Origin of the sequence: Streptomyces sp. SID13666 (assembly GCF_010548325.1) — a bacterium.
Classification (GTDB): Bacteria; Actinomycetota; Actinomycetes; order Streptomycetales; family Streptomycetaceae; genus Actinacidiphila; species Actinacidiphila fildesensis.
Genome location: NZ_JAAGLX010000003.1, coordinates 311,928 through 335,560, shown reverse-complemented (window position 1 = coordinate 335,560; position 23,633 = coordinate 311,928). Strand labels below are relative to the sequence as shown.

Below are 23,633 nucleotides of genomic sequence, written 5' to 3'. Positions count from 1 at the left end.
CCTACGGGGTGCGGGTTATAGTCCACCCAGCAATTTCCATGGGTGAATCAGCGTCGAGTCATCCTGACGGTGGACCTCGTCGACCGTCCCGACGTAGGGGCCGACAGCGTTGTCCGGAGTGCGAGTTGCCTGCCCCTCCGCGGGGCGGCAGACGGTGCTCGGCCTTCTGCGCATCGTGCACGGGTCGGCGGACGACCACCCCCGTCCCGGTCTCCGACCCCGTCCCGGGCGTCGGCGCATCGCGCGGCGCTTACCAGGTTGCCCACCGTCACCGCAGCGCCTGCCGCCGTAGCGTTCGCTCCTCGTCCGTTCCCCTTGAGAGGCCGCCGTACCCATGGTCGATCCTCGCTTCAGCGTCCTGTCCGAGGACTTCGCCGCCGATCCCTACCGGCACTTCGCCCGGCTGAGGGACCGGTCACCGGTGCACTACGAACCGGCGATCGACAGCTACTTCCTCTCCCGCCATCAGGACGTGAAGCGGGTGCTGACCGACCATGAGGCGTTCACCACCGAGACGCTTCAGGTGCGCGCGGAGCCGGTGATGCGCGGACCGGTCCTCGCCCAGATGACCGGGGCCGAGCACACCGCCAAGCGGAAGATCGTCGTCCGGGCCTTCACCGGACAGGCCCTGCAGGAGCAGACCCGCGCCATCCGCGCCGACGCCGCCGAGCTCGTCGCGCCCTTGCTTTCCCAGGGGCGGATGGACCTCGTCAACGACTTCGGCAAGCCCTTCGCCGTCTACGTGACGCTCGACGTCCTCGGCCTGGACAAGCAGGACTGGCGGCAGGTCTCCGCCTGGCTCAACGGGGTCGGCGAGTTCATCACCAGCATGGGCCTCACTCCGGAACGCTGTCGGCACTGTCTGGACTGCGCCGAGCAGTTGGAGGCGTACCTCGTCCCGGTCATCGAACAGCGGCGCCGACACCCCGGCGAGGACCTGATATCGAAGCTGTGCACGGCCGGGTCCGACGGCATCGCCATGAGCAACCGCGACGTCACCGCGCTGGTCATCAACGTTCTGGTCGCCGCCGTCGAGCCCGCCGACAAGACCCTCGGGCTCCTCTTCAAGCACCTGATCGACCACCCCGAGCAACTGGCGCAGGTCCGCCAGGACCCGGCCCTGCTGCCGGCCGCGATCGCCGAGACGCTGCGGTACACCCCGCCCGTCCAGCTCATTCCCCGCCAGGCGGAGAAGGACGCCGGGTTCGCCGGCACCGTCGTCCCGGCAGGCGCCACCGTCTTCTGCATGATCGGCGCGGCGAACCGCGATCCCGCCGCCTTCAGCGCCCCCGACACCTTCGACATCCACCGCCAGGACCTGGGCACCGATCGCTCCTTCACCGCCGCCGCCCAGCACTTGGCCTTCGGCACCGGCCTCCACCAGTGCGTCGGTGCGGCCTTCGCCCGCGCCGAGATCGAGACCGTGGCCGCGCTGCTGCTCCCCCTGCTCGACCAGGTCCGCTACAGCCCCGGCTTCCGCTACCGGGAGGCCGGCCTGTACACCCGCGGTCCCGTCTCCCTGCCGCTGGACTTCACACCGGTCCACGAAAGCGCACCGGCCGTGGTGGAACCAGGCCCCTCGTCCCGGCCTCTACCAGGGCGGCCGGCGCCGTATCCTCCCCTGTTCCAGGAGTCAGGGCCCGCCGTGCACCCGACCATCACCCCCACCGGGAGAGAACAGCGATGACTCCGACCGACATCACCCGAGCCATCAACGACCTGCTGTTCACCCCGGGCCTCGACCTCGACGCGGCCATCGACCGGCACTTCACGCCCGACTACCGCCAGCGCACCAACGGCGAGTGGAGCGACCGGGCCGCCTTCACCCAGCACATGACGCGCCTCCGTTCCGTGGTGCTCAGCGGGCACATCGAGGTCCACGACGAAGTCCGCGACGGTCTGCGCTACGCCGACCGGCACTCCGTCACCGTCACCCGGGACAACGGCCGCACCTCGGTCACCGAGGTGTACCTCTTCGCCCAGTTCGCCCCCGACGGGCGTTTCCAGCGCGTCGAAGAGACCACCCTCCTGGTGACCGGCCACGACGACGACCGGAACCTGGGAGTCATCAAGTGACGGGCGGGCCGGACCGCCGGCGCACGTGCCTCGTGCCGGTGCCGGTCACCGCGAGGCCTGGAGGGGACTTCCGGACCGCGTCGTCCGGAGCTGAGACGAGCGGAGGGGAACCGCCATGGTCTCCATCGGAGAGAGACTGAGCAGCGCGCGAGTACAGGCCTTCATCGGCCGGGACGAGGAACTCGCGCGCTTCGCGGCGGCCTTGGCCTGCGATCCGCAGGCGCCGTTCGCGTTCTACGTGTTCGGGCCGGGTGGCATCGGGAAGTCGACGCTGCTGCGCCGGCTGGCGGACCATGCCCGTAAGGCGGGCCGGCTGCTCGTCGAACTGGACGGCCGATTCATCGGCCGGGATCCGGCCGACTTCGAGCGCGCGGCCGCCCCGTTCCTGGACGTCGCCGGCACGGTCCTGTTCGTGGACTCCTTCGAGCACTGCCAGTGGCTGGAGAGCTGGCTGTGGCACCACTTCCTGCCGCGCGCCGCGGACGGCGCCCTGGTCGTCCTGGGCGGCCGGCTCGCGCCGCAGCCGCAGTGGAGCTCCGATCCCGCCTGGGCCGGGCTCCTGCACGTGGCCGAACTGGAGCCGTTCTCCGCGGAGCAGGCCCGGAGCGTGCTGGTCGCGGCGCGGATCCGGCCCGAACTACGGGACCTGGTGCTGCGCTTCGCCGGAGGCAACCCGCTGGCCCTGTCCCTCGCGGCGGCGGCGGACTCGACGGGCTGGAGCAGGGAGGAGACGTGGTCGCCCTCGGGCGACGTCCTGCGCACCCTGTTGGCGGGGCTGATCGGAGAGGTGCCGACGGCGGCTCACCGCCGTGCCCTGGAGGTGGTGGCGCAGGCGCATTCGACCTCCGAGGAGCTGCTGGCCGCGGTGCTGCCCGAGGAGGACGCCCATCTGCTGTTCGGCTGGCTGCGGGAGCTGCCCTTCATGGAGTCCACGCACCGGGGGGTTCACCCGCACGACGCCGCACGCGAGACCCTCGCCGCCGACCTGCGCTGGCGGGCACCCAACGCCTTCCTGACGATGCGCCTGCGGCTGGCGGAGGAGTACATGCGCCTGCTGCGCGAGGCACCCGAGGAGCGGGTCTGGACGGTCACCGACGAACTCTTCTACCTCTTCCGTGAGGTGGAGCTCCTCGCGCGGCTGCGCACGTGGTCCCGCGAGGACGAGGTGCACGACCGTCCGCTGCACGCGGACGACCTCGACACCGTACTGCGCATGGCCGAGGAGACCGAGGGCCCGGAATCCGCGGAGCTGGTCCGCTACTGGGCGCGGCGTCAGCCGCAGGCGTTCAGCGTCTACCGTCTGGTGAACACGGGCCGGATCGTGGCGTTCACGGCCCGACTCGCCCTGCCGGCCCCTCCCGACCCCCAGGACCTGGCCACCGATCCCGTGGTCGCGGCCGCCTGGGCGTACACCGACGCCACGGCGCCGGTGAGCCCCGGCGATCACATCGGCGTGAGCCGCTTCTCGATCTACCCCGAGCGGTACCAGGTCCCCTCGCGCGTCATCGACCTGAGCAGTTCCCGCGCCCAGGCGGAGGCGGCCCGCGCCCGCGGTCGCGCCTACGGCTTCGCCGTCTGGCGCGACGCCGACACCTGGGCCGAGCGCGTCAGGGGCAGCCTCGCCGACACCGGTGCGCGACCGCTGGTCGGTGAGCACACCTACGGGCTGTTCGGCGTCGACTGGCGACAGGTGTCCGTCGAGGCCTGGATCGGCCGCTTCATATCGGCCCCCGGCGTGCCTGCCGAGTCCGGACCACCGCACGGCTCGCGGAGCGCGTTCGACCAGGCCGTACGCGAAGCCCTGTCGCACTGGCGCGACCCTGGCGCCTTCGCGGCCTGTGCCCTGATGCGCGCCCGTCTGGCGGCCGACTTCGCCGACCCCGTCGAGGAACTGCGCGCCCTGCTGCGCCAGGCCACCGACGACCTCGCCCGCGATCCGCGCGGAGTGCGGGCCCGCGAAGCCCTGACGGCGAGCTACTTCTCCGGCGCGCCCACCCAGGAGGCCGCCGCCCGCCGCCTCGGCCTGCCGTACGGCACCTACCGGCGTCACCTGCGCCAGGGACTGGACCTGCTGTGCGAGGCGCTGTGGGAGTGGGAGCTGCACGGTTCCCACAAGGCTCCGTAGCGGGAGACCGCACTCCCGGGACCGGGACCCGGCCTGGTGCAGCGGTACCGGTGTCAGGGTCGGCTGCGGCGTCGTGCTCGACATCGGGCGGGACGCCTCCACCGGCAGGCGAACCGTCGCGAAGGTCTCCGGGGACAGGAAGCACCCGACGAACTTCGGGCGGCTCTGCACGAAGGGCTCCAGGACGGCGCCCACTTCTCCGTCTGCGGCGACGCGGGTCGTATGGCCAAGGACGTCGACCGGACGCTGCGGCAGATCGTCGCGGCACACGGCGGCATGGACGGGCAGTCGGCCGCCGCGTACGTCCGGCAGTTGGCGTCCGACAAGCGGTACGTCCGCGACGTCTACTGATCGGCCGCCCGACTGCCGACCTGTCTGCCATCTGCAAGGCATCCTGCGAGTACAGCGCCAATCTCCGGCTCGCCGACTTCACCTCCGACCGCACGATCCTCGTGACCCACCGCAACGGTGAATCACTCACCGCCGAGCACGGCTTTCCGCTGCGTCCCGTCGTCCCGCACCGGGACCGCCGCTGCTCCCACCAGGAACACGAGGGAGACGGACCACCTCTGTGAGCGTCACGGGCGCAGTAGAGGGAACGATCAGTAAGCCCCGGGATTGAGTTCCCGCAGGACGGCCTCACCCGCCGCGCGGTGCTCGGCGGCCGCCGCCGGATCCGTTGCGTCCAACACGATCGCGATGCCCTCGTGGGCCAGCGCCTCCTCGGACCGGTATCCGAGCTTCGGGGCCAGCTCCAGTGCCTGCCGGTGCAGCCGCAGGGCCTCGTCGGGGAGGCCTGCGAGCCGGCAGGTCTCGCCGTAGCCGTTGAGGAAATGGATCTTCCAGTGTTCCTCGAACAACTCGTCCAGCAGTGCGAACGCCTCCCGGTGGCTGGCCAGCGCCTCCTCGTAGCGGCCCATCTGCCGCAGCGCGACGCCCAGGCAGTTGAGGCACCACGCCTCGTTGTTCATGTGCCCGTCCTCACGGGCCAGGGCCAGTGCCTGGTGCAGGTGCTCCGCCGCCTCGTCGGGTGCCTCGCCGGCGATGGCCACGCCGAGGGTGATCCGAGCCGTCAGCGTGGGCGGCCAGGACGGGTCCGCGTGGGGAATGTCGAGCACTTCGCGGGCCCGCTGCGCCGCCTGGTCGCGGTGTCCCAGCTGCAGCATCGCCCAGGCTTCCGACGCGGCCGCGTGGGCCGCCCCCGTCGGGCAACCCGCCTCCTCGTACAACTTCCCCGCCAGCCTGAAGAGTTCGAGCGGCTCGTCGACATGGCCCTCGTCCGACTTCAGATAGCCGCGGCGCATCGCCAGTTCGGCCTCCGACCGTACGTCCCCCGTCCGGGACAGCCCCAGTTCGGCCGCCTCGTACGCGGCGCCCGCCTCCGCCATCCGGCCCGCGTTGTAGCGCGCGAAGCCCAGGTCGCTGTGCGCCTCGGCCAGTTGCAGCGGATCGCCCAGGCGCTGCGCGGCGGCCAGTGACCGCTCGAAGAGGAAGTTGAGGTGCGTCGTGCCGCAGCGCCGCGCGAAGTACGCCCGCAGGAAGCGCGGCAGCTCGCTCACATGCACATCGGCTCCGATGGCGACCGCCGTCTCGAAGACGGCGATCAGCGTTTCGTACTCCGAGGTGAGCCAGGCGAGGGCCGCGTGCTTGTCCGCGAACTGCGGCAGGGCGGCCGGCGGCCGGCCCGCGGAGGCCGGGCGGCCGGGCGACAGGACCGGCAGCGCGGCGTCGGCGGCGGCAGCCGCGTGCACGTAGTAGTCGAGGAAGCGGGCCAGCGCCCGTTCCCGCTCGGCCGGCGAGTCCTGCTGTTCGCAGGCCCGGCGGGCGTGCTGGTGCACCAGGTCGTGCAGCCGGTAGCGGCCGGTCGCCGGCTGCTGGACCAGGTGCGCGTCGAGCAGGTCCTCCAGCATCTCCCTGGCGCTGTGCAGCGGCACGTCCGCCAGGGCCGCCGCCACGTACTCGTCGAAGGCGGTCCCGGGCAGCAGGCCCAGCATCCGGAACAGGCGGGCCTGGGCCCGGTCCAACTGTCGTACGGACATGGCGAACGCGGTGTCGAACTCGGTCGCGCCCTCCGACAGCCGCTCGACGAGGATGCCGACCGTCCAGCCGGGCCGGTGCCGCAGCCGGGCCGCGGCCAGCCGCAGGGCCAGCGGCAGATGGCCGCACAGCCGCAGCACCTCGGCGGCGGACTGCGGATCGCGGGCCAGCCGCCCGTCGGGGCCGCTGGGGTCACCGCTGGCGCGGGCCAGCAGCTCCGCGCTCTCCTCCGGACTCAGCACGTCCAGCGACACCGGGGGCACCTCGTCCAGGCCGAGCAGCCGGTTGCGGCTCGTGATCAGGGCCACGGAGGGGCCGGCGCCGGGCAGCAGCGGGCGGACCTGGTCGGCATCGGCGGCGTTGTCGAGGACCACGACGGCCCGCCGGCCGGCGAGCTCCGACCGCCAGCAGGCGGCCAGCTGTTCCACGCCCTCCTGCGGGACCCTCTCGGACGGGACGCCGAGCGCGCCGAGCAGCATCCGCAGGACCGAGCCGGGATCGAACGGCTCCCGGCCCTCGGTGAATCCGTGCAGGTCCACATAGAGCTGGGCGTCCGGGTACCGGTCGGTGAGCCGGTGCGCGGCATGCACCGCCAGACAGGTCTTGCCGACGCCCGCCATACCGTCGACGGCGACCACCTGATGGCTGTCCACCGCGGCGAGCACGGCCGAGAGTTGGGCCTCGCGTCCGGTGAAGTCCGGTACGTCGCGCGGCAGATCGTTGCGGGGCTTCGGCGGGACCAGGCGGCTGGCCTTCGGGGGCGCGGGCAACGGGTTCGAGGACCGTTCCCACAGGGGCCGCAGCGGGCGGGGGTCGCGCTTGACGAGCCGGCAGAGGGCGATCACCGCAGGCCAGGGCGGCACGGTCTGTCCGCTGAGGTAGCGCGACAGCGACGAGGAGCTGAGGCCTGCGTCCTTCGCGAGAGCACGGACACCGAGCCCGGACAGCTCCTGGAGCAGACGCAGTCGGGCGGCCAGTTCGTCCTGTGGGTCGGCCTGCGCTGTTCGCTGTTCCATGTCCACCGTTCCCCCGCTTCGCTGTCCCGCCCCGGCCGAAGTATTACGGGCCGTTTCTCCGCTGGTCAAGGCTGTTCCAGCTGTCCCAGAGCGTCCCATCGCCGTCGTCGTAGGAGGCCGGAACGGCTGTTATGGAGTCACACCCCGGGGAGAACGGGGCACCGAACAACACGAGGAGCAGACCGAGATGCAGTCCCGTATGCAGAACCCCGCCGTCGTCCTGTCCGACGCGATGCAGCCCATCCAGCAGATCTTCAAGGCCGTGCACTCCGGCGGGGTGGACGGTCAGACGCTGGAGCTGGTGCATCTGCGGGTCAGCCAGATCAACGGCTGCAGCGCCTGCGTCGACGGCGGCGCCAAGACGGCCCGCAAGGCCGGAGTGAGCGATGAGCGGCTGGCCACGGTCGTCGCCTGGAGGGAAGCCCCGTACTTCACCGACGAGGAGCGGGCGGCCCTCGCGCTGGCCGAGGCCGCGACGCGGCTGGCCGACACTCCCGACCCGGTGAGCGACGAGGTCTGGGACACGGCCGCCACCTACTTCGACGAGAAGCAGCTGGCCGCGATCGTCCTGATGATCGGCGTCACCAACATGTTCAACCGGCTCAACGCCACGACCCGTCAGATCGCCGGCGCGTGGGGATGACGGGCACCGGCCCCGGCCGGCGGGCACGGACCCGCCGGCCGCCCGACCCGGGGCCCCAGGGGTGAATGGCCCCGTGAACGCCGGTTTCGGAGGAGCCGCCCCCGCGGCGGCTCCTTAGCATGACGATGCCATCCATCACATCACGTACCAGGAGGAAATCCACCATGAAGGACACGCAGAAGCCCGCCAGCACCACCGCCAAGAGCACCACCGGGACCGACAAGAGCTTCGAGGGATTCACCGCCGAGGAACGCGATGCGATGAAGGAGCGCGCCAAGGAGCTGAAGGCGTCCGCGCGCCGCGGATCGCGCGCCGAGAAGGCGGCGGAGGAGGAAGCCGCCGTGGTCGCGAAGATCGCCGAAATGGAGGACTCGGACCGGGTGATGGCCGAACGGATCCATGCGGTCGTCAAGGCGAGTGCGCCGGACCTCGCACCGAAGCTCTGGTACGGGATGCCCGCGTACGCCAAGGACGGCAAGGTCGTCTGCTTCTTCCAGAGCGCGCAGAAGTTCAGCGCGAGGTACGCGACGTTCGGCTTCAGCGACAAGGCCAACCTCGACGAAGGCGCCATGTGGCCGACGTCCTACGCCCTGAGGGAGCTGAGCGCCACCGACGAGGCGCGGATCGGCGCGCTCGTGAAGCAAGCGGCGAGCTGAGGGAAACCCGTGGGTCCGGGGGCCTGGCCCTTCTGGAGCAAGGCCCGAGCCCCGGACGTCCTCTACTCCACGTCGTCCCAGGCCATCGAGCTCATGCGCCAGCCGGCGGGCGTCCGGATGAACTGGGTGGTCTTGTGGCCGGAGCCCTCGAACCAGTCGCCGTTGAGGAAACCGGACTTGCGGTAGTCGCTGAACCGGTGCGCGATCGACCCGAAGATCTCGGTCCGCTCGGCGACCTCCCACTCGGAGAACTCCGTCAGCGTCCCATCGGTGAGGATCTTCTCCCGGGGCTCGATGAACGCGTCGAGGTCGTAGACCACCGGCTCGGCGCCGACGTTCTTGATGATCATTCCTTGAGGGATGAACACCTCACGGACGACGTCGACGTTCGGCAGGCTGCCGGCGGTGTTGGTGAACGCGCCGAGGAAAGCGCGCATCAACTGGTCGAGTTCGGCCTTGACGTCGGACACGGGTACCCCTCCCACACGGTGATCGCTTCGCGCCTGATCGTGGCCCACCGCCCACGGGTCAGCAAGCCCCGTGGCGGCCGGGACGATCCTCAGCGCGGCCGGGTACCCGTCCGGGGCACTCGCGGGCCGCGGAACGGCAGGGTGCTGCTGAGCACGAGGTTGGTGGTCGTGCTGCCGAACTGGGCCAGGGCGTCGACGATCTCCTCCAGGTCGGCCATCGATGTGGTGGCCACCTTCAGGACGTAGCAGTCGTCGCCGGTGGTGCGCAGGCACTCCAGGATCTCGGGGCGCTCCTCGATCAGCCGGTGCAACGGCTCGTGCCGGGTCCCCGGGTATTTCAGCCGGACCACCGCCAGCACCCCGTACCCGGTCCGCTCCAGGTCCACCTCCGCCCGGTACCCGGTGATCACCTCGGCCGTCTCCAGCCGCCGTACCCGTTCCGTCGTCGCCGACGCGCTCAGGTTCACCCGCCGTGCCAGCTCCGTGAAGGCGATCCGGCCGTCCTTCTGGACCTCCGCGAGGATCGCCCAGTCCGTCTCGTCAAGACTCTCCGTCATCGGCCCAGATTACCGGCGAATCCACGGGCGAACCGCCTCTGAACAGGGAGGAATCCCTTCTGGCCGCCCGGGCGGCCTGGCTAGGCTGAGGTCTGTGAAGATCGGCGTCAACATCCTCAATTTCGGCCCCGGCACCGACCCGGGAGTCCTGCGGAGCTGGGCCCGGACCGTGGAAGGCCTGGGCTTCGATCTGCTGATGCTCTCGGATCACGTCGCCATCACTCCCGACGTCGCCGAGCGCTACCCGGCACCCTTCTACGAGCCCTTCACCACCCTGTCGTGGCTGGCGGGCCTCACCACCCGGATCCGGCTCGGCACGACCGTCCTCATCGCCCCGTACCGGCACCCGCTGCTCACCGCCCGGATGGCGGCCAACCTGAACGAACTGAGCGGCGGCCGGCTGGTCCTCGGCGTGGGGGTGGGCTGGGCGCGGCAGGAGTTCGCGGCCCTCGGGATCCCGTTCGAACAGCGTGGCCGCATCACTGACGACCATCTGCGCGACATCCGGGCGGCCTGGACGGACACCGCCTCCTACGGAACGCGGCGGATCCCGGTGTGGGTCGGCGGCAACAGCGACGCGGGCCTGCGCCGGGCCGTGCGGCTCGGCGACGCGTGGCATCCGCTGCGCTGCACCATGCCGTGGCTGCGCGAAGCCGCCGACAGGCTGCAGGAGTCCGCGGCCGGGCAACAGCTCCCGGTGCCCGCCTTCGCCCCGCGAATCGCTCTGAAGATCACCGCCGGACGGGTCGGCGGACCGGAACGACTCGCCGGTGAGGGCACGATCGACCAGATCATGGACGACCTCGACCAACTGCGGCTGCTCGGCGCCGACTCCGTAGTTCTCGACACCTACAGCGGCGACCCCGGTGAGACCTGCCGACCGCAGGGGAGTTGGCAGGCACTCGCCACGGTCGCCGCGCACTTCTGTCCGCCCCGCACCAGAACGGAGCCGTCATGACCACACCCGACGACCACGCCCTCCTCCGGCGGGCCATCGCGCTCGCGGCCAAGGCACGCGCGGGCGGTGACCCGCCGTTCGGGTCGCTGCTGGCAGCACCGGACGGGACGGTGCTGGCCGAGGAGCACAACACGACGCTCACCGGCCAGGACATCACCGCCCACCCGGAGCTGAAGCTGGCGCGGTGGGCCGCGAAGGAACTGGACGCGGCCACCGCGGCGCAGACCACGATGTACACCAGCTGCCAGCCGTGCGAGATGTGCGAGGCGGTCATCCAGCGGGCGGGGCTGCGGCGGGTGGTGTTCGCGCTGTCCAACGACCAGCTCCTGGACATCAGGCCCGGCAGCGGGCAGCCGCCCGTGCCGCAGGACGGCCCCGCGCTGCTCGACGAGGTACGGGCCGTCGTCGAGGGGTACTACCGCTGACCGTCCGGCAGCGCGGCCGTCCCGCCCGTCCCGCCCGTCAGGCGTTCACCAGGGCCGAGGAGAACTGGTTGGCGGGCCGGGGGAGGCCGTAGTGCTCGCGCAGGGTGCGGCCGGTGTACTCGGTGCGGAACAGACCGCGCTCCCGCAGGATCGGCACCACCCGCCGCACGAACACCTCAAGTCCTGAGGGCAGGACGGCGGGCATGATGTTGAACCCGTCGGCCGCCCCGTTCCTGAACCAGTGCTCGATGGTGTCCGCCACCTGCACCGGCGTGCCCGCGAAGGTTCGGTGGCCGCGGCCGCCGCCGAGCCGGCCGATCAGCTGGCGCACCGTCAGCCGCTCCCGGCGGGCGAGCTCCACGACCAGGGTGTAGCGGCTCTTGGAGCCCTCGATCTCGTCCTCGTCGGGCAGGTCCGCCGGCAGTTCCTCGTCGAGGGTGAACCGGTCGGGGTCGAGCCCCAGCAGGGTGGCGAGCTGGAGTTTGGCGTACTCCGGCTGGATCAGCCGGCCCAGCTCCGCGTCCAGCTCCAGCGCCTCGGCCTCGGTGTCGCCGATGACCGGCACGATGCCCGGCAGGATCTTCACGCCGTCCCGGTCCCGGCCGGCCGCCGCGGCCCGCCGCTTGACGTCGGCGTAGAACGCCTGGCCCTCCTCGAAGGTCGGCTGGGCGGTGAACACCGCCTCGGCGTAACGGGCCGCGAAGTCCTTGCCGTCCTCGCTGGATCCGGCCTGTACCAGCAGCGGATGGGCCTGCGGTGAGCGCGGCACGTTCAGCGGACCGTCCACCTGGAAGTACTTGCCGACATGGCCGAACCGGTGCACCCGGTCCGACTCGGCGTGCACCCCGCGGTCCTTGTCCGCCACGACGGCGTCGTCCTCCCAGCTGTCCCAGAGCTTGGTGGACACCTCGATGAACTCCGCCGCCCGCTCGTAGCGGTCGGCGTGCGCGGGCTGGGCTTCGAGGCCGAAGTTGCGCGCCGCGGCGTCGCCTGCGGTGGTGACGATGTTCCAGCCGGCCCGGCCGCCCGAGATGTGGTCCAGCGAGGAGAACCGCCGCGCCAGGTTGTACGGCTCGTTGTAGCTGGTCGACGCGGTGGCGATCAGCCCGATCCGGCTGGTCACGGCGGCCAGCGCGGTCAGCAGCACCGTCGGCTCCAGCCGGCCGCTCGGCCGCCGGCCCGGGTCGCCCCACAGCGCGGGACTGTCCGCCAGGAACAACGAGTCGAACGCGGCGTCCTCGGCGATCCGGGCGAGCCGCTGGTGGTAGGCGACGTCGATGTGTGCCAGCGGCTCGGACTCGGGCAGCCGCCACGACGCCTCGTGATGGCCGGTGTCATGGATGAACAGATTGAAGTGCAGGCTGCGGTCGGTGCTGCTCATGATGCGTCGGCTCCAAGGAGAAGGTCCGGGTGCGGGGCGGCGGGGAGGGAGTGGTAGCGGCCGTCGTGGTAGACGAGCGGCCGGTGCAGGTCGGCGAGCCAGGACGATTCGACGCGGGCGATGACGATGCGGTGGTCGCCCGCCGTGACGATGTCCGTGATCCGGACCTGCAGCCGGCCGGGCGCCTCGTCGAGCACCGGTTCACCGCCGGGCAGGCGGCTCCAGCGGGTCGGACCGCCGAAGCGGTCGATCCCGCCGGTGGCGAACCGCTGGGCGACGGCCTCCTGTCCGGCGCCGAGGAAGTTCACCACGGCGGTGTCGGCGTCCCGGATGTGCGGCCAGCTCGACGCGGTCGACGCGATGCCGAAGGACACCAGCGCGGGCTCCAGCGACAGCGAGGTGAGTGAGGTCGCGGTGAATCCGGCGGGACCGCGGCCGGCATCCGTGGTGATCACGACAACGCCCGCCGGGTGCCGCCGGAACACCTGCCGGAACCGGTCCGGCGTGACCGGACCTGCCTCGGAGAGGATGTCGATCGTCATGCCTCCTTCACCCCGCCGTCCTCCTCGACTCCCAGCGCGGCCAGGAGCTGCTCGCGGGGAGCAGGGCTTGCAGGAAGTCGCCGGTCGAGGCCGGGGACGAGGTTCGAAGGATGGCTTCTGCTGCGCACGGGGAAATCCTTATGGTCGGCCACAGGTGAACACCGCGCGGCGGCGCACGGCGGCGAGACGATGAAAGGGAGGTGAACGCGGCGCGGTGCTGCGCCGTCCTCACAGAGGTGGTCGCCCGGTGTGGTCTCTGTGCCCTGGATCGGAGACCGGCGCATCGAGCCGGCGGGCAGCCGACGGAAGCGGGGGTCTCAGGATCAGGGCGCGAGCGCCGCACCAGCCTGCTGGCGGCATGACGAAATATCGCGGCACAGGGATATCTGCCGGAAATGCGACTGGCGGAGCCAGTTCAGCAGGAAATGAGCCGACAGCGGCGACTACATCGCATCGCACCGAGGCAGGCGCATCGCGCCTGCTCTCCAGGGTGCCGAATCGATCTCATGTCCCGACACTAACCAGGCCCGGTCAGGGGCGACAAGGTTTGTTCCAGGCCTGGAATTAACTCCCGACGGAGCCTCGGGAGCGCGCGTGCGAGCGAGATGGGGCAGACCCGACGTCAGGCCGGGCGGCGGCCCCAGGCGGTGATCATGCCGGGGGAGAGCTCGGCGAGTTCTGGGGATGCCAGATAGGCCAGCGCCTCGTCCACCGTCCGCGCGTCCACCAGCCCGCTGGATTCCAGGCTGGGACGCATCCGTTCCCAGGTGGCCTGCCAGAAGGCGGTCACCGGCGCGTCGGGGGTCAGCGGCGGCACGTAGATCTCCGCTCCGACGTCGGACAGGCCGTGGGACCGCAGCAGCCCCGGATAGCCGGTGACCCAGCTGATGTCGGTGCCGATCGTGTCGCCCAGCGCGTGCCACATGGCTGCCATCGTGCGCCGGTAGGCCGGGTGCGCGGAACGGGCCGTGGTCAGATCGACGGCGTCGCTGACGACGAGCCATCCCCCGGGGGCCACCCAGTTCGCGAGCCGCGCCAGCACGGCATCGTGCCGGGGCAGGTGCATGAGGACGAACCGGCAGTGCACGAGGTCGAACCGGCCCGGTCCCAGGTTCGGATCGGCCAGCTCCGGGTCGGCGAGGTCGGCGATGACCGTGTGCACGGGGCCTCCCGGCTGCACCGCCAGGAAACGGGTGTCGCGATCGACGGCGACAACGCTCTCGACGCCCGCCGTCCCGGCCAGCCAGCGCGTGATGGTCCCCGTTCCGGCGCCCGCGTCCAGACAGGCCCATCCGGGCCCGGCCCCGAGCGCCGAGAGGCGCCGGAACGTCACGTCGTCGTAGGCCAGCGCGCCGTAGTCGATCCGCGCGGCCTCGCCCTGCCGCTCCGGCGGGAAGAGGTCCCTGCCGTAGTGGCCGGTGGCAGGGGGGCCGGCCGGCCGGTTGTCGCCGCCCGCAGGGGCGGACGGCCGGGAGTCGGACATCGGATCCTCGTTTCTGCCTCGCCCGGTCGAGATGCTCCACCGTCGTACTGCTCGCGGCGGCCCGGGCGCACCGGCTCCACGGTCGCACCGCCCGCTCGGGTGGTGGGAACACCGACCTTCCCGAGCGCTTCCGCGCACACCACGGCCCCTTCGATCCTGGAGCCACCGGACGGATCCCGCCACCGCAGCCGGTTGACGGCCCGGCTCATTGCGGCTCCCGTGCGTGGATCATGATCACGGCGGGAAGCCGGATCAGGGCTGCTCGTCGATGATGCGGCGGATCGCCACCCGGGCGTCGGTCTCCTGTCGGCAGCGCATATAGGGCATCGGCCGGCGACCGCGGGGATGCGCGCGCCGGACGGGGGTTCCGGTCATCAACTCGCCTCTGGTAGAACCTCCTTGATCACGGCTGGGACGGGGCGGCGGCTCCCGCGACGGCGGTGCTCCCGAGTCTCGACGGCATGGTTGGCTCCGGTTCTTCGATGGCATATTCCAAAGGCGAACTAAATGTCGCCTGCGCCCAGGACGGACAGCCCCGGCTGCTTCCTTCGGACGGTGCTTCGCGTCGCCCATCGATCGACGGAGGTCACAGAGGAGTCACGATCCAGACAGCCGCAACCGATCGGACGAAACGACCGTGCGCCCGCACCGGACCGGGCGCAGCCCCAGCCGAGGAGACCCCCCATGGCCACGAGAACCGCTCCTGAACTGCCGCCCTTCACCCTTGAGTGCCCCCCGATCTGGTGCCCGGTTCCGGCTCGCACGCATCCACAGGCGGACGGCATCGATGATCATCTCCTGGACTGGGTCAAACGCACCGATCTCATACGCAGTCGGCCGGCTGCCGAGCGCTTCCACTCGGCCGGCTTCGGTGAGTTCGCGGCTCGGGTGTATCCGCGAGCCACCCAGTTGCACTTGGTGGCGGAGTGGCAGGCGTTCAACTGGATCGTCGATGACCGGCTCGATGAGGGGTACCTCGAAGGCACCTACCAGGAACGCGAGGAGGTCGTCCGCGATCTGGTCGCCCAGCTGCCACTGGATCTTCGCGCCCCTCGCGCGTCCGGTCCGCTGACGGCGGCGCTGTCCGACCTCTGGCAGCGGACGGCGTCCCAGCATTCCTGGGCGTGGCGGGAGCGGTTCGCCACTCACTACGTGGACTTCCTGGCGTTCACCCTGCTGCCGCACTCAGATCCGGAGAAGTCACAGGAATCCCCCTCCGACATGACGGCATTCATTCGGCGCCGCCGGTTGAACTCCGGGTGTGAGATGAGCTTCGACCTCATCGAAACAGCGAATGCCCGGGAGGTTCCGGCCTCCGTGGCGCGCAGTGACGCCTATCGAGCCGTCCGATTGGCTGCCAATGACGTCATCTCCTGGACCAACGACATGTTCTCCATACGCAAGGAGAACGCCCGCGGCGACCAGGACCACCTCGCGGCTGTTCTCCGACACGACACCGGTAGTACCTGGGAGGAGGCCCTCACCCACGCGTCGGATCTGGTCGAGGCGCTCACCCGGGATTTCCTCGAGGCCGCCGCTGACCTTCGCGCCATTCGCGGCGTTTACGGCCTCGACGAGGACGCCTGGACACGGGTGGATGAATCGCTGACCGACCTCGGCGAATGGATCGCCGGCAGTTTGAGCTGGCACCGGTGGTCCCCCCGCTACAGAGACGTGGAGACCACCGAAGCAGGCGCCGTTCCTACCTACATCGAAAGGCACTTGATGTGACCGCAGTGATTCATATGCGGTCCGGCGCAGACCGCCCGGAGAAGGTCACCGACTCCGAAGCCAGCGGGTCAGCGCCCTCCACCAGGGCGTTCCCTGCTGTGGCGCGTGCTGTGGCGGCAGGGGGATCGGCGGGGCGGTGGGCGGCATCTCCGCCCTCGTCGGAGCCTGGGCCGTCGCCGGCGTCCGCTGAGCGGGCGGTGTGGTCGGCCACGGCGTCGCCGGCGTCGCCGATTGAGTGGGCCTGCGCGGGGTGAAGGTCACCGGAAGCGTGTCGAGGTTTCGGGACAGGAGGGTAGGAGTCCACGTCAACTCCTCCTCGTCGACGGCCAATGCCAGGTCCGGCAACCGGGTGAGCAGTGCGTCGATTCCCGTGTCCGCGATGGCGCGGCCGAGGTCCTGGCCCGGGCACTCGTGCGGCCCGCGACTGAATGCGAGGTGGGAACGGTTGCCGTACATCGGCACGGTCGGATCGGGGCGAACCGCGGGGTCGACGTTGCCGGCGGCGAGGCAGAGCACCAGCATGTCCCCACTCTTGATGCGCTGTCCGCCGAGTTCCGTGTCACCGGTGGCCCAGCGACCGTAGACGGCCGTGAAGGGCGGTGAGTCCCACAGTGACTGTTCCAGGGCGTCGGGAATGGTCATCTGGAGGCCGGCCAGCGACGCTCGGAACCGGCGGTCGGTGAGCACCATGCGCAGGGTGTTCACGATCAGGTTGGCCGTGGTCGAGTAGCCGGCGATGAGGACGAGGCGCAGGTGTTCCACGGCCTCGTCGTCGGTGAGCGACGCGGGATTGCCGATGAGCCAGGAGGCGAAGTCCTTGCCCGGTGTGGCGCGTTTGCGGGCTACGAGTGCCTGGAGCGTCCGCACCAAGTAGTCGTTGCTCGCGATGGCCGTCTCCGAGCCCTTCATCATGTCCTGAGCGGCCTCGACCAGACGCGGGCCGTAGTCGTCGGACATACCGAGCAGCTGCGTCATGACCAGCATCGGCAGGTGCCCGGCGAACCGCGTCACCAGGTCGGCATGGCCGTCGGAGCAGAAGGTGTCGACCAGTTGGTTGGCGAAGCGGTTGACGTAGCGGCGGATTCCGCGGCCGTCGAAGCGCTCCATGCTCTGGGTGACCGCGGCTCGCAGCCGTTGGTGCTCCTCGCCGTCGACGAAGGAGCACATGGGCTGCCAGGCGACGATCGGGAGCAGCGGTGAGTCCAGCGCGACGTTGCCCTTCTGCAGCTCCAGCCACCGGCGGGAGTCACGGGAGAACCGCGAGGGAGTACGAGCGACCTCCTCGTTCTCGCGATGGCCCAGGACCAGCCAGGCGGGGACGTCGCCGTGCAGCAGAACGGGCGCGACGGAGCCGTGTTCGCTGCGCAGCTGTTCGTACAGGGCCATCGGGTCCGCGTCGGCATCCGGCCCGTAGAGCCGTCGCCGGCCGGCAACCGCTCCCGTGGAGTGGGCCGGGCACTCGGGGGGTGGGGTGGCGAAGCTGTTGGCGCGTGTGTCGTCGGCGTGAGGGGAGGTCACGTGTGCTCCGGGGTCGCGGTGAGGGAGTGCAGGTAGCGCATGAGCGTCATCAGGACGTCCCGGCTCGACGTGCGCGCGCGGGCGTCGCAGTTGACGATCGGAACGTTGCCGGGCAGGTCCAGGGCGGACCGCAGTTCCTCCGTGGGGTAGGAAGGCGCCTCCGGGAAGGTGTTTATGGCGACCACGAAGGGAACGCCGCGCTCTTCGAGCCGCCCGATCACATCGAAACTGACTTCGAGACGTCGGGTGTCGACCATGACGACGGCTCCCAGCGCCCCGTCGAACAGGCCGTTCCACAGGAACCAGAAGCGTTGCTGGCCGGGCGTTCCGAAGAGGTACAGCACGAGTTGCTCGTTGAGGGTGATCCGGCCGAAGTCCATCGCCACGGTGGTGGCGGCCTTCTGTTCGACACCGTGGACATCGTCCACACCGACGCCCGCCTGCGTCATCGTCTCCTCGGTCGACAGCGGTCGGATCTCACTCACCGATCCGACCAGGGTTGTCTTGCCGACCCCGAAGCCACCGACGATCACGACCTTCACCGCAGCGGCGGCAGTCGACGGCAGTATGTCCTCGCTCCGCGGCCCTGGGAGCGTGTCAGAGCTTCTGAAGTCCACGCATTACCGCCTCCAAGAGTTCAACATCGGGAAGAAGGGCGGGTGGAACAGGCTTTCGTGCCTCCACCCGTTCATCGGCCAGCAGGTCGGCGAGCAGTACGGTGACCACGCTGAAGGGCAGCTCCAGATAGGCGGAGATCTCCGCGACCGAGAGCGGGGAACTGCACATGCGCACGATGGCGACATGTTCGGGCTGCATCGTCGGCTGCGGAGGTGACCGCGACACGATCAGGGTGACCAGGTCGAGGACGACGTGCTCGGACGGACCACTACGCCCTCCGGTGATGACGTAGAGCCGCTCGGGGCTTGCTTCATCCCAATCTTGGTCTGATTCGCTCATGCGCGCTGCTCGTCGTTGCGTGGGGGGCTGCTCAAGTGCTCACCGATGCGGGCCACCAGGTCACGCATCCGAAGCCCCATCAAGCCCGCGTCGACTCCCTCGTCGGCGAGCACGGCCAGATACGCCCGCTCGCCGGCGGCCATGAGGTAGAAGAAGCCACCGGTGATCTCGATGACGACCATCCGCATCCGGCCGTCACTGTGCGGGACTTCCGCGGCGACCGCGGCCGCAAGGCTCTGCAGACCCGCGCACGCCGCGGCGAGGCGCTCAGCGGTGTCCCTTTCGGTGCCGTGCTGCGCCATGCACAAGCCGTCGGACGACAGAACCACCACGTGGCGGGTCTGCGGAACGCCTTCCGCGAGGTCCTTGAGCAACCAGTCGAAGTTGGCCCGCTGCTGAATCACGGCTATTCATCCCTATCCGACGACGTCGTGTCACTGACGTGATGATCAGAACCGGTGCCCGACGTCTCGCCGGACACACCCCGTTGGAAATCCGCCAGCCACAGGCCGGGCGGCGCGGGCTGATCGGCAGGCGGCGGTGCGGACTCGGCCGGGGCGTGTCGTGCGGACGCCGGTCCCCCGGAGGTGCCCGTGCGGCGGCTGCGCCGCTGCGGCAGGCCGTTCGGCGCCCGGTCGTATTCCGGCTCCGCTTCGGTCGCCCTCACCGGGCCGGTCACCGGGGGCCGGGCCGAGGGGAGCGCCGGTCTCCGTACCGAGAGGGCGGGGACGGCGGCGGCAGCATGCCGGCCTCCTGCTGAGGGGACTTTGGTTCCGAGCTCCGGGCGGGTGACCGGGGCAGTCGTTGTGAGGTCGGTGGGAACGATCACCACCGCGCGGACGCCGCCATAGGCGGAGGGACGCAGCGAGACCTGCAGGTTGTGCTCCTGCGCCAGGCGTCCCACCACGGCCAGGCCGAGGCGCGGCGTTTCACCCAGGTCCTTCAGGTCGATCCCGGACTGCGCCTCGCGCAGCATTCGCTCGGCGCGCTCCCGGGCCTCCTCGCTCAGGCTCACACCGCCGTCCTCGATCTCGATGGCGATGCCGGACTGCACCTCCGATGCGGTCAGAATCACCCGCGTGTTCGGTGGCGAATACCGGGTCGCGTTGTCGAGAAGCTCGGCCAACGCGTGGATGACCGGCTCCACCGCAGGACCGACGAGGGCAATCTGCGTCACCGCCTGCAGGTCCACCCGCTGATAGTCCAGGATCCGCGACATGGCCCCGCGCAGCACGTTGTACAACGGGACCGCCTTGCTCCACTGCCGGCCGGAGCGCGCTCCGCCGAGTACGGCGATGCCGTCGGCGAGGCGTCCGACCAGCGCGGTGCCGTGGTCCAGACGCATCAGATCGCCGAGGACCTCGGGGTCCTGTCCGTGCCGTTCCTGCATCTCCCGGGTGGCGTGCGCCTGTTGGTGCACAATGGCTTGAACCCGACGGGCGATATTGACGAACGCGCGTTGCGCGGACTCCCGCAGACCCTCTTCGGCATCCACGGTTTCCAGCACCCAGCGCATCACCGCGAGGTGCTCGGTCCTGACGGGCCCCGCGAGGTCCAGCGCCTCGTCGACCGTCGCACCCTTCTGCAGCCGGCCCACGGCCTCCGGCAGCAGCTCTTCGGCCAGGCGCAGCGTCTGGATCTCCTGCTCGGCCAGCCGGCGTCCGAGGCCTTCGCTGGCTGCGGCGTGGTCCCTGCGCAGCTCGGCGATGACCTTCCCGCGCCGCACCGCGACAGCCGCCAGGACGGCGACGGCCAACGTGGCCGTCACAGCGCACCAGACGACCGACACACGTGCCTCAGCCGGAACGACGCACACGGCGACGGTCCCGACCACTGCGGTGACCACCGCGGGAAGCAGCAGCGCGAGGGCGGAGGATTGCCGTTGCCCAGGTGGCGATTGATCACGAACCATCTGCAACCTCAAGGTATCGAAAGTGGGGGGATGGCCCAGCGATTACACCTCGGACCAGTCGCTGCCGGCGGCCACACACAACCGACCTGACCCATACGTGTGACCATCACTGCGACGGCAGGCAGCAGGGCGACAACGGAGAGTATTGTGATCAACTCACCGCGCCGCCAAGGAGCATATCCGCTGCCGGCATGCCCCAGGCACATCCAGTCCAACTGATACGACGTGAACTCGCCTGTGGTACAAGGCATTTACTGGTTTCTGGCATCGCACATGTGGCCACTGCCGAAGCCGCGGACCCGGCTGCCGCAGCGAGCGCGAAGCGAACCGGCCACGCGGCGGACCACATGATTCGTCCCGGATTCGGCTCGTCGCCCCAGTCAGCCTGGGCCGGGCGCCCGGAATCAGCTCGAAGCGGAGGCGCGTTCCGGCCAGTTCCCTCGGCGTGATGCCGAGATCCGTGGCGACCTTCGGGCGGGCTTCTCGAACGTAGAGCTCGACCCGCTGGTGATGACCGCTGAGCCGTACTCCGTGGCCGGCCGCTCATGGATGGCCGAAGCCTTCACAGGATCTCCGCGCGGAGCATCGGGTCGACCAGCGGTGCGAACTCGTCGAACATCCTGGCGCGGGACCGCGCAGCCGGCGGTACCGTGCAGCCGCACGGCGCCCACCACCTGCTCGGACGGCCCGGCCGCGGCGCGTGATCCGTGTCTCAACCCGGCCGGGCCTCATTGCCTATGCAACTCGTTGCATAGCAGGATACGGGTATGGCCCTAGAGCACGCGATCCTCGTCTCCCTGCTGGAGCAGCCCGGCTCCGGGTACGAGCTGGCGCGCCGCTTCGACCGTTCCATCGGCCGTTTCTGGACCGCCACCCACCAGCAGATCTACCGGGTGCTGCGGCGGATGGAGACGGACGGCTGGATCGCCGTCGAGGAGGTCGCCCAGGACGGCCGCCCGGACAAGAAGGTGTACTCCGCCGCCGCGCCGGGCCGGGCCGCCCTGGCGTCCTGGCTGCGCGAGCCCGTCGAACCGGAGACGGTCCGGCACGAGCTCGCCGTCAAGATCCGCGCCGCCGCCTTCGACGACCAGGCCGCACTGACCTCACTCATCTCCGAGGTCGAGCGGCACCGCGAGAGCCATGCCGCGCTGCTGGCCCGCTACCTCACCGGCGAGCGGCGCGACTTTCCCGACCTGGCCTCGCCCTCCGCCCAGCAGGAACTGCAGCACGTGGTGCTGCGCGGCGGCATCGAGTACGAGCGGATGACCCTCGCCTGGCTGGACGACGTGCTCGCCACGCTCCACCGCATCGCCAACTGACCCTCATTCCCCTGGAGTCCACATGCTCTTCAACCCGCGTACCTACGACCCCGTACAGTTCGACGAGCGCACCCGACAGCTGCTCCGCGCCACCGTCGACTGGTTCGAGTCGCGCGGCAAGAAGGCACTCATCGACACCTACGTCGACCGCGCCTGGTACGGCGACTTCCTGGAGTTCGCGGCGAAGGAAGGGCTCTTCGCGGAGTTCCTCACCCCGTCCTCCGCGGACGACTCGAAGCGCTGGGACACCGCGCGGATCGCCGAGCTGAACGAGATCCTGGGCTTCTACGGTCTGGGCTACTGGTACACCTGGCAGGTCACCATCCTGGGCCTGGGACCGGTCTGGCAGAGCGGGAACGAGGCCGTGCGGGAGCGCGCCGCGAAGCTCCTGTCCGAGGGCCACGTCATGGCCTTCGGCCTCTCCGAGCGGACGCACGGCGCGGACATCTACTCGACCGACATGATCCTCACCCCGGACGGTGCGGGCGGCTTCACCGCGAGCGGCTCCAAGTACTACATCGGCAACGGCAACGTCGCCGGCCTGGTCTCGGTCTTCGGCCGCCGCTCGGACATCGAGGGTCCCGAGGGCTATGTCTTCTTCGCCGCCGACAGCCGGCACGAGGCGTACCACCTGGTGAAGAACGTGGTGAACTCGCAGATGTACGTCAGCGAGTTCCGCCTCGACAGCTACCCGGTGCGCGCCGAGGACGTGCTGCACACCGGCAAGGCCGCCTTCGACGCCGCGCTGAACACCGTCAACGTCGGCAAGTTCAACCTCTGCACCGCGTCCATCGGCATCTGCGAGCACGCGATGTACGAGGCCGTCACGCACGCGGACAACCGGGTGCTGTACGGCCGGAAGGTCACCGACTTCCCGCACGTGCGGCGCGAGCTGACCGACGCGTACACCCGCCTCACCGCGATGAAGCTGTTCAGCGACCGCGCCGTCGACTACTTCCGCTCCGCCTCGCCCGAGGACCGCCGCTACCTGCTCTTCAACCCGATGACCAAGATGAAGGTCACCACCGAGGGCGAGAAGGTCATCGACCTGATGTGGGACGTCATCGCGGCCAAGGGCTTCGAGACGGACACCTACTTCGACAAGGCCGCGCGCGACATCCGCGGCCTGCCGAAGCTGGAGGGCACGGTGCACGTCAACCTCGCCCTGATCCTCAAGTTCATGGCGAACTACCTGTTCGCCCCGGCCGAGTACCCCGCCGTGCCGAGCCGTCTCGACCCGGCCGACGACACCTTCCTGTTCCAGCAGGGCCCGGCCCGGGGCCTGGGCGCGATCCGCTTCCACGACTGGCGCACCGCGTACGACACGCACGCGCACCTGCCCAACGTGGCCCGCTTCCGCGAGCAGGCGGACGGCCTCTGCACCCTGCTCCGCACCCACGCGCCGAGCGAGGAGCAGCAGCAGGACCTGGACTTCCTGCTGGAGATCGGCCAGCTGTTCGCCCTGGTCGTCTACGGCCAGCTGGTGCTGGAGCAGGCCGAGCTGACCGGCCTGGACGCCGACCTGCTGGACGAGATCTTCGACGTCCTGGTGCGCGACTTCTCCACCCACGCCACCGACCTGCACGGCAAGAGCTCCACCACCGACGAGCAGGCTGCCTGGGCGCTGGCCCACATCCGCCGCCCGGTCTCGGACGCCGGCCGCGCGGCCCGGGTCTGGACCCAGGTCGAGGCACTGTCCGGCGCGTACGAGATGCAGCCGTAGGACCGATCGGTCGAGGGGGTGCCGCCGGTGCGGCGCCCCCTCGGCTACGCCGGGAGCCGACGGGCTCCGGTGAATTTTTCCGCCGGTGCGGCAGACTGGCCGTC

Annotated in this window: 24 protein-coding genes and 2 pseudogenes; 13 read left to right on the top strand and 13 right to left on the bottom strand. The window is 70.3% G+C overall.

The window, feature by feature from the left end:
* Nucleotides 1–334 precede the first annotated feature (334 nt).
* From G3I60_RS08480 to G3I60_RS08460, 6 genes and pseudogenes are all read left to right on the top strand, one after another.
* A complete protein-coding gene (locus G3I60_RS08480; RefSeq protein WP_164606938.1) occupies nt 335–1,687 on the top strand; it encodes a cytochrome P450, cyclodipeptide synthase-associated in 1,353 nt (450 codons plus the stop codon).
* The gene (locus G3I60_RS08475; protein ID WP_164293012.1) at nt 1,684–2,076 is read left to right on the top strand and encodes a nuclear transport factor 2 family protein; all 393 of its coding nucleotides are present in this window, start codon (nt 1,684–1,686) and stop codon (nt 2,074–2,076) included. Before G3I60_RS08480 ends, G3I60_RS08475 begins: the two co-directional genes overlap by 4 nt.
* Before the next feature lie 115 nt (nt 2,077–2,191).
* Nucleotides 2,192–4,201: an AAA family ATPase gene (locus tag G3I60_RS08470; RefSeq protein ID WP_164293011.1), complete on the top strand. Its 2,010-nt coding sequence runs from the start codon at nt 2,192–2,194 to the stop codon at nt 4,199–4,201.
* A gap of 73 nt (nt 4,202–4,274) precedes the next feature.
* Nucleotides 4,275–4,334 (top strand): annotated as a pseudogene (locus tag G3I60_RS47050) (hypothetical protein); the annotation flags it as partial.
* 89 nt (nt 4,335–4,423) lie between these two features.
* Nucleotides 4,424–4,552, top strand: a complete 129-nt coding sequence (locus G3I60_RS46320) for a hypothetical protein (RefSeq protein WP_269286235.1) — start codon at nt 4,424–4,426, stop codon at nt 4,550–4,552.
* Between the two features lie 50 nt (nt 4,553–4,602).
* Nucleotides 4,603–4,776: pseudogene (locus G3I60_RS08460) on the top strand (molybdopterin-dependent oxidoreductase); the annotation flags it as partial.
* 27 nt (nt 4,777–4,803) lie between these two features.
* Here G3I60_RS08460 and G3I60_RS08455 read toward each other — a convergent pair.
* A complete protein-coding gene (locus tag G3I60_RS08455) occupies nt 4,804–7,254 on the bottom strand; it encodes a tetratricopeptide repeat protein (protein ID WP_164293009.1) in 2,451 nt (816 codons plus the stop codon).
* Between the two features lie 187 nt (nt 7,255–7,441).
* Between G3I60_RS08455 and G3I60_RS08450 the strand changes: the two genes are divergently transcribed.
* Both G3I60_RS08450 and G3I60_RS08445 read left to right on the top strand, forming a co-directional pair.
* Nucleotides 7,442–7,897, top strand: a complete 456-nt coding sequence (locus G3I60_RS08450) for a carboxymuconolactone decarboxylase family protein (RefSeq protein WP_138352809.1) — start codon at nt 7,442–7,444, stop codon at nt 7,895–7,897.
* 164 nt (nt 7,898–8,061) lie between these two features.
* Nucleotides 8,062–8,553, top strand: a complete 492-nt coding sequence (locus G3I60_RS08445; protein ID WP_164293008.1) for an iron chaperone — start codon at nt 8,062–8,064, stop codon at nt 8,551–8,553.
* A 62-nt stretch (nt 8,554–8,615) separates the two neighbouring features.
* On the opposite strand, the gene G3I60_RS08440 is transcribed toward G3I60_RS08445, so the two are convergent.
* Nucleotides 8,616–8,990: a DUF4440 domain-containing protein gene (locus G3I60_RS08440; protein WP_239069654.1), complete on the bottom strand. Its 375-nt coding sequence runs from the start codon at nt 8,988–8,990 to the stop codon at nt 8,616–8,618.
* A 122-nt stretch (nt 8,991–9,112) separates the two neighbouring features.
* Nucleotides 9,113–9,580 (bottom strand): Lrp/AsnC family transcriptional regulator, encoded by a 468-nt coding sequence (locus G3I60_RS08435; protein WP_164293006.1) that lies wholly within the window; start codon nt 9,578–9,580, stop codon nt 9,113–9,115.
* A 94-nt stretch (nt 9,581–9,674) separates the two neighbouring features.
* Between G3I60_RS08435 and G3I60_RS08430 the strand changes: the two genes are divergently transcribed.
* Nucleotides 9,675–10,538, top strand: coding sequence for an LLM class flavin-dependent oxidoreductase (locus G3I60_RS08430; RefSeq protein ID WP_164293005.1), 864 nt, complete (start codon nt 9,675–9,677; stop codon nt 10,536–10,538).
* Complete coding sequence (locus G3I60_RS08425; RefSeq protein WP_164293004.1) at nt 10,535–10,963, top strand: nucleoside deaminase; 429 nt, start codon at nt 10,535–10,537, stop codon at nt 10,961–10,963. The genes G3I60_RS08430 and G3I60_RS08425 overlap by 4 nt, the downstream gene beginning before the upstream one ends.
* A gap of 37 nt (nt 10,964–11,000) precedes the next feature.
* On the opposite strand, the gene G3I60_RS08420 is transcribed toward G3I60_RS08425, so the two are convergent.
* The 5 genes from G3I60_RS08420 to G3I60_RS46310 all read right to left on the bottom strand — a co-directional run bounded on the left by G3I60_RS08420 (nt 11,001) and on the right by G3I60_RS46310 (nt 14,744).
* Entirely contained in the window at nt 11,001–12,344 is a 1,344-nt protein-coding gene (locus G3I60_RS08420) for an LLM class flavin-dependent oxidoreductase (protein ID WP_203672442.1), read from the bottom strand.
* Nucleotides 12,341–12,886, bottom strand: coding sequence for a flavin reductase family protein (locus G3I60_RS08415; RefSeq protein WP_164293003.1), 546 nt, complete (start codon nt 12,884–12,886; stop codon nt 12,341–12,343). Before G3I60_RS08415 ends, G3I60_RS08420 begins: the two co-directional genes overlap by 4 nt.
* Entirely contained in the window at nt 12,883–13,014 is a 132-nt protein-coding gene (locus tag G3I60_RS46315) for a hypothetical protein (protein ID WP_275405879.1), read from the bottom strand. Before G3I60_RS46315 ends, G3I60_RS08415 begins: the two co-directional genes overlap by 4 nt.
* Nucleotides 13,015–13,508: 494 nt before the next feature.
* Entirely contained in the window at nt 13,509–14,369 is an 861-nt protein-coding gene (locus tag G3I60_RS08410) for a class I SAM-dependent methyltransferase (protein ID WP_164293002.1), read from the bottom strand.
* 252 nt (nt 14,370–14,621) lie between these two features.
* Complete coding sequence (locus G3I60_RS46310) at nt 14,622–14,744, bottom strand: hypothetical protein (RefSeq protein ID WP_275405878.1); 123 nt, start codon at nt 14,742–14,744, stop codon at nt 14,622–14,624.
* Between the two features lie 543 nt (nt 14,745–15,287).
* Here G3I60_RS46310 and G3I60_RS08405 point away from each other — a divergent pair.
* The gene (locus G3I60_RS08405; RefSeq protein WP_164293001.1) at nt 15,288–16,100 is read left to right on the top strand and encodes a bifunctional terpene synthase/polyprenyl synthetase family protein; all 813 of its coding nucleotides are present in this window, start codon (nt 15,288–15,290) and stop codon (nt 16,098–16,100) included.
* Nucleotides 16,101–16,145: 45 nt separating this feature from the next.
* On the opposite strand, the gene G3I60_RS08400 is transcribed toward G3I60_RS08405, so the two are convergent.
* Genes G3I60_RS08400 through G3I60_RS08380 form a run of 5 tightly spaced genes read right to left on the bottom strand, consistent with a single transcriptional unit; the run spans nt 16,146 to nt 20,487 of the window.
* A complete protein-coding gene (locus tag G3I60_RS08400) occupies nt 16,146–17,618 on the bottom strand; it encodes a cytochrome P450 (protein ID WP_164293000.1) in 1,473 nt (490 codons plus the stop codon).
* Entirely contained in the window at nt 17,615–18,235 is a 621-nt protein-coding gene (locus G3I60_RS08395) for an ATP/GTP-binding protein (RefSeq protein ID WP_138352818.1), read from the bottom strand. Before G3I60_RS08395 ends, G3I60_RS08400 begins: the two co-directional genes overlap by 4 nt.
* Nucleotides 18,216–18,575, bottom strand: coding sequence for a DUF742 domain-containing protein (locus G3I60_RS08390; protein ID WP_138352819.1), 360 nt, complete (start codon nt 18,573–18,575; stop codon nt 18,216–18,218). The genes G3I60_RS08395 and G3I60_RS08390 overlap by 20 nt, the downstream gene beginning before the upstream one ends.
* Entirely contained in the window at nt 18,572–18,979 is a 408-nt protein-coding gene (locus G3I60_RS08385; protein WP_138352820.1) for a roadblock/LC7 domain-containing protein, read from the bottom strand. The genes G3I60_RS08390 and G3I60_RS08385 overlap by 4 nt, the downstream gene beginning before the upstream one ends.
* Nucleotides 18,980–18,981: 2 nt before the next feature.
* Nucleotides 18,982–20,487: a sensor histidine kinase KdpD gene (locus tag G3I60_RS08380; RefSeq protein WP_203672440.1), complete on the bottom strand. Its 1,506-nt coding sequence runs from the start codon at nt 20,485–20,487 to the stop codon at nt 18,982–18,984.
* 767 nt (nt 20,488–21,254) lie between these two features.
* Between G3I60_RS08380 and G3I60_RS08375 the strand changes: the two genes are divergently transcribed.
* Nucleotides 21,255–21,806, top strand: a complete 552-nt coding sequence (locus tag G3I60_RS08375) for a PadR family transcriptional regulator (protein WP_164292999.1) — start codon at nt 21,255–21,257, stop codon at nt 21,804–21,806.
* A gap of 22 nt (nt 21,807–21,828) precedes the next feature.
* Nucleotides 21,829–23,529, top strand: coding sequence for an acyl-CoA dehydrogenase (locus tag G3I60_RS08370; protein WP_164292998.1), 1,701 nt, complete (start codon nt 21,829–21,831; stop codon nt 23,527–23,529).
* Nucleotides 23,530–23,633: the final 104 nt, after the last annotated feature.